Annotated in this window: 11 protein-coding genes; 3 read left to right on the top strand and 8 right to left on the bottom strand. The window is 73.4% G+C overall.

Annotation, left to right across the window (positions count from 1 at the left end; genetic code table 11):
• Positions 1-22 precede the first annotated feature (22 nt).
• Positions 23-1,498 (bottom strand): AMP-binding protein, encoded by a 1,476-nt coding sequence (locus AB0H81_RS17095; protein ID WP_358375320.1) that lies wholly within the window; start codon positions 1,496-1,498, stop codon positions 23-25.
• A gap of 141 nt (positions 1,499-1,639) precedes the next feature.
• Here AB0H81_RS17095 and AB0H81_RS17090 point away from each other — a divergent pair, with 141 nt between their 5' ends.
• Both AB0H81_RS17090 and AB0H81_RS17085 read left to right on the top strand, forming a co-directional pair.
• The gene (locus AB0H81_RS17090) at positions 1,640-1,885 is read left to right on the top strand and encodes an acyl carrier protein (protein WP_358375317.1); all 246 of its coding nucleotides are present in this window, start codon (positions 1,640-1,642) and stop codon (positions 1,883-1,885) included.
• A gap of 5 nt (positions 1,886-1,890) precedes the next feature.
• Complete coding sequence (locus tag AB0H81_RS17085; protein WP_358375314.1) at positions 1,891-3,150, top strand: condensation domain-containing protein; 1,260 nt, start codon at positions 1,891-1,893, stop codon at positions 3,148-3,150.
• Here the strand turns inward: AB0H81_RS17085 and AB0H81_RS17080 are convergent.
• Genes AB0H81_RS17080 through AB0H81_RS17065 form a run of 4 tightly spaced genes read right to left on the bottom strand, consistent with a single transcriptional unit; the run spans position 3,147 to position 7,637 of the window.
• Entirely contained in the window at positions 3,147-4,910 is a 1,764-nt protein-coding gene (locus tag AB0H81_RS17080; RefSeq protein WP_358375311.1) for a hypothetical protein, read from the bottom strand. The genes AB0H81_RS17085 and AB0H81_RS17080 overlap by 4 nt on opposite strands.
• 29 nt (positions 4,911-4,939) lie before the next feature.
• On the bottom strand, positions 4,940-5,881 hold the full coding sequence (locus tag AB0H81_RS17075) for a methionyl-tRNA formyltransferase (protein ID WP_358375308.1): 942 nt from the start codon (positions 5,879-5,881) through the stop codon (positions 4,940-4,942).
• A 32-nt stretch (positions 5,882-5,913) separates the two neighbouring features.
• Entirely contained in the window at positions 5,914-6,603 is a 690-nt protein-coding gene (locus AB0H81_RS17070) for a PIG-L deacetylase family protein (protein WP_358375306.1), read from the bottom strand.
• A 29-nt stretch (positions 6,604-6,632) separates the two neighbouring features.
• Positions 6,633-7,637, bottom strand: coding sequence for an NAD(P)-dependent oxidoreductase (locus AB0H81_RS17065; RefSeq protein WP_358375303.1), 1,005 nt, complete (start codon positions 7,635-7,637; stop codon positions 6,633-6,635).
• Between the two features lie 210 nt (positions 7,638-7,847).
• On the opposite strand from AB0H81_RS17065, the gene AB0H81_RS17060 reads away from it, so the two are divergent.
• Positions 7,848-8,657 (top strand): lysophospholipase, encoded by an 810-nt coding sequence (locus AB0H81_RS17060; protein WP_358375302.1) that lies wholly within the window; start codon positions 7,848-7,850, stop codon positions 8,655-8,657.
• A 108-nt stretch (positions 8,658-8,765) separates the two neighbouring features.
• Here AB0H81_RS17060 and AB0H81_RS17055 read toward each other — a convergent pair whose 3' ends face one another.
• From AB0H81_RS17055 to AB0H81_RS17045, 3 genes are read right to left on the bottom strand one after another with little or no spacing between them, the layout of a single operon-like run.
• Positions 8,766-9,110 (bottom strand): zinc ribbon domain-containing protein, encoded by a 345-nt coding sequence (locus tag AB0H81_RS17055; RefSeq protein WP_358375299.1) that lies wholly within the window; start codon positions 9,108-9,110, stop codon positions 8,766-8,768.
• Positions 9,079-9,333 (bottom strand): hypothetical protein, encoded by a 255-nt coding sequence (locus AB0H81_RS17050; RefSeq protein ID WP_358375296.1) that lies wholly within the window; start codon positions 9,331-9,333, stop codon positions 9,079-9,081. Before AB0H81_RS17050 ends, AB0H81_RS17055 begins: the two co-directional genes overlap by 32 nt.
• Positions 9,237-10,058 carry a transposase gene (locus AB0H81_RS17045; protein WP_358375293.1) on the bottom strand — a complete coding sequence of 274 codons (822 nt, stop codon included), beginning with the start codon at positions 10,056-10,058 and terminating at the stop codon, positions 9,237-9,239. Before AB0H81_RS17045 ends, AB0H81_RS17050 begins: the two co-directional genes overlap by 97 nt.
• Positions 10,059-10,318 lie beyond the last annotated feature (260 nt).

The raw sequence follows: 10,318 nt of genomic DNA, 5'->3' as shown, positions 1-10,318 counted from the left end.
TCGCGTGCTCCCCTGCGCCCGTTCACTCGCGTGGCCGCTCCTCGGCCAGGCGGCGCAGCTCGCGCTTGACGACCTTGCCCGAGGCGTTCCTCGGCAGCGTGTCCAGGCACAGCAGCCGCGTCGGCAGCTCGTGCGCGGCGAGCCGTTCGCCGAGGAAGGCCCGCACCTGCGGCAGCGTCACCGGCCGGGTCACCGGCTCGCGCGGCACCACCGCCGCCGCCACCGCCATGCCCATGACCGGGTGCGGCACCCCGAACACCGACGCCTCCGCCACCGACGGGTGCTCGTGCAGCGCCGCCTCCACCTGCAGCGTCGAGACCTTGAACGCGCCCGACTTGATGACGTCGCTCTCCCGGTCCACCAGGTACAGGTAGCCGTCGGCGTCGAGGCGGCCGAGGTCGCCCATGCGCACCCAGCCGTCGCGGAAGGTGTCCGCGCGCTCGCCGTAGTAGGCGCGGGGGTGGGCCGCGGCCCGCATCCACACCTCGCCGGTCTCGCCCGGCGCCACCGGCTCGCCGTCCACGGTCGCGATCTTGAGTGTGCTGCCCCCGGCGGCCCGGCCGAGCGCGCCCGGACGGTCGGGGTCGAAAACCATGATGGTCTGGGCGGGCGCCGCCTCGGTCGAGGTGTAGTAGTTGACGACCGTCGCCGACGGGAACGCCTCGGCCAGCCGGGCCGCCACCGGGGGCGGCAGCGCGGCGGCGGCCGAGCCCAGCAGCAGCACGCTCGACAGGTCGCGCCGCTCGTGCACGCGGGCGTTCAGCAGCTCGATGGCCATCGCCGGCACCACGAACACCGTCCCGGCGGCGCGCTCCTCGATGAGCGCGGCGAACCGGGCCGGGGTGAACAGGGGGAGCGTGACCACGGTGGGGGCGGCGGTCAGCGCGTGGAGCAGCATGACCTGGCCGGCGTTCGTGCCGATGGGGAAGGCGTGGACGAGGTGCCGCGAGTGGGCGAACGGGCGGCGTCTCGGGTGGACGGGCGGCGAGGTGAGGTTCGCATGGCTGGCGGCGACGCCCTTGGGGGTGCCGGTGGTGCCGGAGGTGTAGAGGATCTGGGCCAGGTCGAGGGGGTCGAGCTCGACCGGCGGCGGCTCGGCCGGCCCTTTCAGCTCACCGGCAGGTAACGCGCCCGGCGCGGGCGGCGGCCCGGGCCCGTCTCCGTGGACGGTCAGGGTGGCGCCGCAGTGCTCGATCATGGACTTCAGCTCGGGCGCCGCCAGCCGGTCCGACAACGGCACCGCCACGGCCCCCGCCTTGAGCACCGCCATCCAGCAGACCGCGTACTCGATCCAGTCGCGCGCCCCGAAGACCAGCGCCACCCGGTCTCCGCGCCGCACTCCGCGTTCCAGCAGGCCGCGGGCGGCGGCGTCCGAGCGCTCGTCCCAGTCCCGGAGCGTCAACCGGCCGGACCCGGCGACGGCCAGGGCCTCGTGGCCGGGGTCGGCGGCGGCTCTCGCGCCGAGCAGTGAGGGGACCGGAACAGCCGACGGGACCACCCCCAGAAATATTTTCGGGCTGCCGCCAGACGGTAGAAAAAATGCACACAACCGTCAACCCCTCGCCCGCCGGTGGTTGCCCGGACGATCTACGCCATGGCACACTCGGCCCGAATCCGGGGAAACGGAGGTCCGAGCCACGTGCTGACCGACGGCGAACTACGTGAGCGACTTGCCGGCCTGGTCGCCGAGGCGACGGACGGCGAGGTGGAGGCGGCCGAGGTGCTGGCCGGTCCCGCCCGGCTGGCCGACCTGGGCGTGACCTCGCTCGGCCTGCTGCGGCTGATCGACGCCGTGGACACCGCGTTCGGGGTGGAGGTCGATCCGGACGCGTTCGAGACCCTCGACGACCTGGTCCGGAACGTGCGCGCCCGGGAGGCCGGCTGAGCGGCGTGGAAGGACCTCTGACCTGGGGACAGCAGGACATCTGGCGGGCCGTGGTCGCCGCCGCGCCGCAGGAGCACTACCTCAACATCGCCCGCGTGTTCCCCGGGCCCAGGCGGCCCGTCACCGTGCAGCGGGCCATGCGGGCGCTCGACGCGCTCGTGGCCCGGCACGAGTCGCTCCGCACCCGGCTCACCGGTCCGCGTGACGCGCCCCGCCGGCTCGTCCGGCCCACCGCGCGGCCCCACGTGGAGGTCACCTCCGAGCCGGCCGATCTGGTGCGCGACCGGCTGGCCGCCGAGCCGTTCCGCTACACCGACGAGTGGCCGCTGCGGGTGGCGTTCGTGGTGGACGGAGAGCACGTCAGGCAGGTCGTGCTCGTGCTGTGCCACCTGGCCGCCGACGGGCACGCCGCCGACCTCGTCGTACGGGACTTCCGGCTGCTGCTGATCCGCGACGCCCTGCCGCCCGTGACCGCGGCCACGCCCCGGGAACTGGCGGAGTGGCAGCGGTCCGAGGAGGGGGCGCGCGTCTCGGAACGGGCCGTCGCCTTCTGGCTGGAGGAGTACGCCCGGATGGACCCGGTGCCGGAAGCCGCGCTCGTCCCGGGGTCACCGCGGTTCCTGGAGGCGACGATGTCGTCCACCGCGCTCGCCGCCGCGGCCCAGGCCGTGGCCGCGCGTCACCGGGTCAGCTCGTCGACCGTGCTGCTGGCCGCCGCCGTGCGGCTCGCGGGCGGGCTGACCGGGCAGCGGCACTGCGGGATGCGGGTCATCGTCAACAACCGCTTCGCGGCCGACCGGCGCGACGTGGTGTCCACGATCTCCCAGGAGGGCCTCGTGCTGCTCGACCTCGACGTGCCCTCGTTCGGCGACCTCGTCCGGCAGGGCTGGACCGCCGCCATGAGGGCCTACCGGCAGGCGTGGTTCGACCCGTACGCCATGGAGGAGGCCGTCTCGGCCGCCGGGCCCGGGATCCGGTCGTTCGGCTGCTTCAACGACCAGCGGCTCGTCCAGCGCGACGAGCCCGGGGCGGCGGCACCGGACGAGCGGTCCCTGCGGGAGGCGGCGGAACGGACCGAGGTCGCCTGGACCGACGCCATGGACCGCAACATCTGCGACTTCCGCCTGCACCTCGGCGGCGAGCCGGGACGCATGGAGGTGTCGCTGTACGCCGACACGGCCCTGCTCGGCCCGGCCGGCATCGAGCGCTACCTGCGCGAGCTGGAGACGCTCGTGGTGGACGCCGCCGCCGGCGGCGGGACCTAGCGGTCGCTCTCGTAGGCCAGCCACTGCGCGAGGTTGTGCAGCCCGTAGTCCAGGTCCACCACCGGCCGCCAGCCGAGTTCCCGCCCGGCGCGCCCGGCGTCGATCACCGGCGCCGGCTCCCCGCCGGGCGTCTCCTCGACCGGGACCGGCCGCACCGCGCCCGTCACCGCCTCGGCCAGCTCACGCAGCCGCGACCTCCCGGGGTTCGCGACGTTGAACACCCGCGCCCCCGGCCGCCGCGTCAGCGCCGCCTCCACGGCCGCGGCGACGTCACGCACGTGCACGGGCTGCGCGGTGCCGCCGTCCACGCGCAGCGGCCGGCTCAGCGACGAGCGCAGCACCAGTTCGGGCAGGGTGCCCCGCTGTGGCATCCCCGGCCCGTACGGCTCCGCCAGGCGCAGCACGGTCGCCCCGGACACGGCGGCCTCCACCGCGAGGATCGCCGACCCCGGCTCGACGGGGCCGTCCTCGTCCACGGGGGTCTCCTCGTCCGCCGGCGCGCCCGCGGCCGATCCCGGCGCGTCCCGGCCCGGGCTTCGCCGGTAGACCGCGCACGAGCTGAGCAGCACCCCGTGCCGCGCGCCCGCGAGGGCCTCGCGGGCCAGCCGCACCTCCTCCTCCGGGTCGGCGTCCGGATCCCAGCCGAGCGCGCACACGTGCACCACCGCGTCCGCCGAGGAGGAGCCGGACACCCGGTACCCCCGGTCGGCGAGCAGCCGCGCCACCTGGTCGCGCACGAACGTGGCCGAGCCCGTCACCGCCACCGCCGGCCGCCCGCTCCGCCTCGGCCGCGCCGTCAGCCCCGCCTCCAGGCCGTCCCGCGCCACCTCGCGCAGCTCGTCCGACAGGCGGCCCAGCTCGCGGGAGCCGAGCGCGTGGCAGAGCCCTCCGGGTCCCATCGTGGCCAGCGCCCGGTCCAGCACCTCGGGGTCGCCGCGCGGCCCGTGATGGACGACGCCCATCGTGTACGCCGCCAGCCAGAGCTGCCCGTGCTCCTCCGGCACGCGCAGCGCGCCCACGTCCACGCCCCGGCCGTGCAGGTAGTCCTCGCACAGGATGTCGCGCCAGCGGGCCGTGCCCGGCACCCGTACCGCGCACTGCGCCACGCCGCGCTTGAAGAACGGGATCACCGGCAGCGCCGGCACCGGCCCGCCCTCGCCCCGCCCGGCGCGCGGGTCGTCGGCGAAGAAGCACGGCGAGCGGCGCAACCCCTGGAAGTCGTTGTCGACCAGGCTCGCCAGGTCCTCGTGCTCGGCCAGGCTCGGCACCGCCACGAACACCGGCACCCCGGCCTGCCGCAGGTAGCGGCCCATCAGCACGTCGTCCGGCCAGGTGTCGCCCCGGCCGCGGGCCCACTCCACGTACCCGGCGGCCACCTCCCGGGGCAGCAGCAGCGCCGCCACCGGCGTGTACTCGCCCGCCCCCGGCACCCAGCGCGCGCCGGCCAGCGCGCCGAGCCGCACCGCCGCGCCGTTGCGCGAGTTCCAGAACGCGAACAGCGCGAGCGCGGCGCCCGGCATGGCCCGGGCGGCGCGCTCGGCCCGCTCGAAGAACGTGCCCGACAGGACCATGTCGTCGTGCAGCACCACATGGTGGGTCGAGTCGCGCGGCACGCTCGACCAGGCGAGCAGCGACGTGCGGAACGCCGACGGCCGCCCGCCCGGGTCCGGGTCGGTGACCACGTCCAGCCGGTCGCCGGCCAGCTTCTCGGCGGCCTCCCGGCGGCGCGGGTGCGCCATCACCGCCCCGCTCAGCCTCACCCTCACCTTCGGGGGAGTCACTGGGGCAGTCACGCGCCCAGGCGGGTGCCGACCGGCAGCTCGCCCGCCTCCAGCAGCGCCAGCGCGTCCCGCCGCTCGCCACCCTCCCACTGCACCTCGCGCACCACGAGCAGCCGCGACCCGCAGGCCACGAGCACGCCCGCCGTCCCGGTCGACCAGACCGGCGCGAGCACCGTGCCCGGCGGCTCGTCCGCCCCGCCCCAATCGACCAGGTCGGCGCTGTGCACGTACAGCGTGCGCCCGTTCACGGACGTGAACGCGCCCGGGTACGGCGCGGCCAGGGCCCGCACGAAGTCGTAGACGTCACCCGCGGGCTGCGCCCAGTCGATCACCCCGTCGCCGGGCCGCCGCCGCTCCCACACCGAACCGCCGGGCGGCTGCGGCCTGGCCACGACCTGCCCCGAGAGGAGCAGCGGCACGTACGTGGCGAGCAGCTCGATGTTGATCTCGGTGACCTTGCGGTAGACCTCGGTGACGTCGTCGCGGCGGCTCACCTCGAAGTCGCGCTGGGCGATCAGGTCGCCCTCGTCCGCGCCCTCGTTCAGGAAGAACAGGCTGACCGCGCTCGACGTCAGGCCCTTGATGATGGTCCACGGCAGCGGCGCCCGTCCCCGGCCCTCCGGCAGCCGCGTCGGGTGCAGCCCGATCGCGCCCAGCGGGCACGCCGACAGCAGCGGATCGCGGACGAGCTGCGACCACCCGGCGACCACGAACAGGTCGATGTCCTGCTCCTTGACAAGCTCGTGGGCCCGGCCGTCGTTGATGTCGTCGGTCTCCAGCAGCGGGATGCCGTACTTCTCCGCCGCCTCCCGCAGCGGCGCGTACCCGGACCGGTGGCTCAGCTTCGGCGGGTAGCCGATGAGCAGCGCCGGGGCCGTGCCCTGCGCCGCCAGCACGTCCACGGCCGGAGCGGCGAACTCCATCCCCGTGCAGAACGCGAACCTCTTCACACGACCTCCCTCACCCACCTGCGTGTTCGTGGTCACAGGACCGTCCTCAGCACGCCGAACGCCTCCGCGCGCTCCACGCCGATCTCCGCGCCGCGCAGCGTGGCCAGCGCCGTCACCGACTCCTCGCTCCTGATGTGCGGCGAGGGCCGGTGCTGGCTCTTGTAACCGCGCAACGCCTCCAGCTTGCGGTCCATGTACGCGCCGATGTCGCAGTACGCGGTGGACCGGGGCATCGGCTCCGACGCCCACTGGATCTTCGACATCTCGTACAGGAAGACGTTGGGCACCAGCCACTTGCCGAACTGCTGCGCGATGGGCCGCGCCGCGGCGAACCCGGCGTCGAACACCGCGCGGTGGTCCTGGTCGTAGTCGGCGAAGCTGGGCAGGAGCAGCAGGTCCGGCCGCCGCTCGTTCAACGCCCGCTCGAACAGGTCGACCAGTTCCCTGCGGGGCAGCGTGTCGAGCCGCTCGGTCAGGTCCCGGTCGCCGTAGGCGATCTCGTAGCTGAAGCCGAGTGTGGCCCGCACGTCCTCGATCTCGTCCAGGCGCTGCCGGTACGTGGTGGCCCCGTCGAGGCCGTAGTGCCGCATCCCGTCCACCGCGAGGAACAGGACGTGCACCTCGGCCCCGGCGTCGGCCTGGGCGGCCATCAGCCCGCCGCACCCCAGCACCTCGTCGTCGGCGTGCGGCGAGATCACCAGCACGCGGTCGAAGCGTCGCACGCCCCGGTCACCGCCGTCCGCGTGGATGGCTAAAGCGGTGCATTCACTGCCCTCCGGTCCTCTCGCGCGCGGTAGTAGTCGGCGGTGCTCAGGATCAGCTCGTCGAGCGGCACCCGGGGCCGCCAGCCGAGGCCGGTGGCCGCCCGCAGCGCCGGGATCTTGTGGAACGACTCCGCCTCCGCGTAGTGCGGGCCGTGCACGCTCCTCCCGTCCACCCGGACGATCGGCGACGGGCTGTCCAGCAGCGCCTTGACGCGCTCGGCCAGCTCCATGACGGTGACGGCGTTGGCCGGGTTGCCGACGTTGATGACGACGTCGTCCCCCTCCAGCGCCGCGTCCATGTAGCCGAGCAGGAACCGGGTCAGGTCGTCGGCCGCGATGAAGGCGCGCACCTGGTCGCCGCCCGCGAAGACGGTGATCGGCCGCCCGGCCAGCGCCTGCTGGACGAACGTCGGCATGACGAACCCGCCGGCCCGCGACTGGCGCGCCCCGGCGACGTTGAACGGCCTGATGACGATGCCGCGCAGCCCGTTCCGCCGGCTGTTGGCCACCATCGCCTCGGCCAGGGTCTTGGCGATGGCGTACTCGATGCGGGTGTTGTACTGCGTCGGGACGACGATGTCGTCCTTCTCGTCGAGCACGCCGCTGCGGCCGTACACCTCGGCCGAGCTGAACACGCACAGCGGCACGCCCGCGCCCGCGCACGCCTCGATGACCGGGGCCGTGCTGCCGATGATGTCGTGGCCGAGCCGGCCCGACCTGGACAGGATGCTGGCGGGGCCGACGTAGGAGGCGGCGTGGATGACGCGGTCGACGCCCCGGAAGTCGCCGCCGCCGGCCAGGTAGTCCTCCACGCGCTGCCGGACGACCGCGCAGCGGGGATTCGCGTCGTAGTCCTCGCCGTCGATGACCGCGCCGGCGTCGGAGTCGATGATCCGTACGTGGTGGCCCGCCTCCAGGTAGGCGTCCACCAGATGTGAGCCGATGAAACCGAGACCGCCCGTGACGACTACTTCGCCACTTGGAGCTCCCACGGGCCTGCCTTTCCCACGAAGCCGTGACTCGAGGAAACGGTCACTCCGGGCTATGGCACCCCGGGGCCACCTAGCGTCGGATTAAAACAGTTTTCGCCCTACTTGTCACCAGTGGCAGAAGTTTTCATCTTTTATCATCATGTCGCGCCACATTACGGACACACCTCCCGGCGTGCGTAGATCATCGTCCGCGCGGACATATCCCAGGGCATGGCGACGTCACGCGAACACACCCTCACCGGCACCCACGGCACCCTCGTGGCCCGCGAGTGGCCGCACGAGAGCCCCCGCTACCTGGCGATCCTCGTCCACGGGTACGGCGAGCACCTGGGCCGCTACGAGTGGGTGGCCGCCACGCTCGCCCGGGACGGCGCGGCGGTGCACGGGGTGGACCACCTCGGGCACGGCAAGTCGGAGGGCGACCGGGTGCTGGTGGCCGACTTCGAGGACGTGGTGACCGACGTCCACACCCTCCGGGAGCACGCCGTGCGAGAGCATCCGGGCGTGCCGGTCGTGATGATCGGCCACTCGATGGGCGGCATGATCGCCGCCCGCTACGCCCAGCGGCACGGCGAGGGCCTGACGGCGCTGGTGCTGTCGGGGCCGGTGCTGGGGGAGTGGGGGCCGATCGCCGAGCTGCTCGCGTACGAGGAGCCGCCGGACGTGCCCATCGACCCCTCGACGCTCAGCCGCGACCCCGCCGTCGGGACCGCGTACGCGGAAGACCCCCTGGTCTGGCACGGCCCGTTCAAGCGACCCACGCTGCAGGCGTTCGCCACGACCCTGACCACGATCACCAAGGCCGGCTCTCTTGGGTCACTGCCCACGCTGTGGGTCCACGGCGCGGACGACCCACTGGTGCCGCTCACCGGCACGCGCGCCGGGATCGAGGCGATCAGGGGAGCGGACCTCACGGAGCGGATCTACCCGGGCGCCCGCCACGAGGTCTTCAACGAGACGAACCGGGAGGAGGTCCTGGCGGACGTGACCACGTTCGTCGACCGCGTCCTCGCGGGGTGACGCGCTCACACCGGCTGACACCACCACGCCCACCACCGCCGCCGCTCGGTCGGGGGCACAGACATGCCCAGGGGCACCACGTGCGGGGACCGTCCCGGAACCCGAGGTTCACCTCACGCTGGACCCGCCCGCTAGGGAACGAGCAGGTTGGTGACTCCTCCGCTCCCTGAAGGAAGCGGCTTCTCGCTGAGCCGCTTCCGCCGCCTGGCGAAGGGCAAGCCCTGCCCTCAAGATGTTGATCGCCGCGTTCGCGTCGGCGTGCGCGGCATGCCCGCACCCCCGGCATCGGAACGCGGCTTGGGTGACGCGGTTCTCCCTCGCGCAGTGCCCGCATCGCGAGCAGGCGCGGGAGGTGTTGCGGGGCTCGACTGCGATCAGCTCTCGACCGGCGCTTTCAGCCTTGTACGCAAGACCGGCGCTTTCAGCCTTGTACGCGAGAATCGTCAGGAACACCCCCCCAACCCGCGTCCAAGATCGAACGGTTGAGCCCGGACTTCTGCGCGACGTTGCGGCCGGGGGCTTCCAGCGTGCCCGACGCCGAGCGGGTCATGTTCGCGATCCGCAGGTCCTCGTGCACGATCAGGTCATAGGCGCGCACCAGCTCCAGCGCCGTCTTGTGCGCGCCGTCCAGGCGTTGCCGCCGCACCTTGGCGTGCAGCCCGGCCACCCGGGCCACCGCCTTACGACGCCGCACGGACCCGCGCTGTTTGCGGGCCAGATCGCGTTGAGCCGCCGGAGCCGGTCGGCGCAGGCGGCCAGGTGCCGCCGGTTGTCGAGGTGCTCGCCGTCACTGGTGGTCGCCAGCGAGACGACCCCCAGGTCGATCCCGGCCGCAACACCCGTGGTGGGCAGCGGCTCGGCGGGCACGTCATCGCACGACAGCACGACGAACCAGCGGGCGCCTTCCCGCTTCACACTGATCGTCTTGACGATGCCGGACACGCGGCGGTGCCGGTGGACGCGCACGTGTCCGATGCCGAGCAGGTAGGCGCGCGTCACCGGATCATGCGGCTGGGAGTCCCAGCTCGCGCCGTTCTTGACGGCGGGCCACTGCACGGTGTCGAACCGGCCCCGGCCCTTGAACCGCGGGTACCCGGCCTTCCGCCCGGACTTGATCCTGCGCAAGAACGCCGCGAACGCCCTGTCCAGCCGGCGCAGGGTCTGCTGCTGGGAGCCCGCCGACCAGCCGCCCTGCCCGTCAGGATCCGTTTTGCGGATCTCCTTCAGCTCCGCCGACTGCTCGCCGTAGCCGACGGTCACGCCGGCCTTGCGGTAGGCGGTGCGGCGGTGCTCCAACGCGGCGTTGTACAGCTGCCGGTGGTTTTCCAGGCACTGCGTGAGCGCGGCGGCCTGCTTGCCGGTGGGACGGAGCAGGAACTTCACCGACCTGCGCGCGCCCACCTCCCACGCTCGGTAACGAGACGACCACGATATCGGCCGGTACCCGCCCGACGCCGGCAAACCCGAAAGCCACCCGTGACGCGGACCCGGAAGGTCAGGGCACACTCGGGCCTTGGCGGCCCTCCCGCTCCCGATCCCCCGACGGCTGAAGCCGCCGGTCCCCTCGGGAGGTTCGGATGGCAATGCCGACGTATACGCCGGTCTTGTAGAGGGAGGTGTCACTGAACTCGCGAACGAAGTCACGGATCCGTTGATTCATC

The sequence above is a fragment of the Nonomuraea sp. NPDC050691 genome, from assembly GCF_040654455.1.
Taxonomy (GTDB): Bacteria; Actinomycetota; Actinomycetes; order Streptosporangiales; family Streptosporangiaceae; genus Nonomuraea.
Note: the sequence above shows the minus strand (reverse complement) of the source record. Positions and strands in the feature narration are given on the sequence as shown.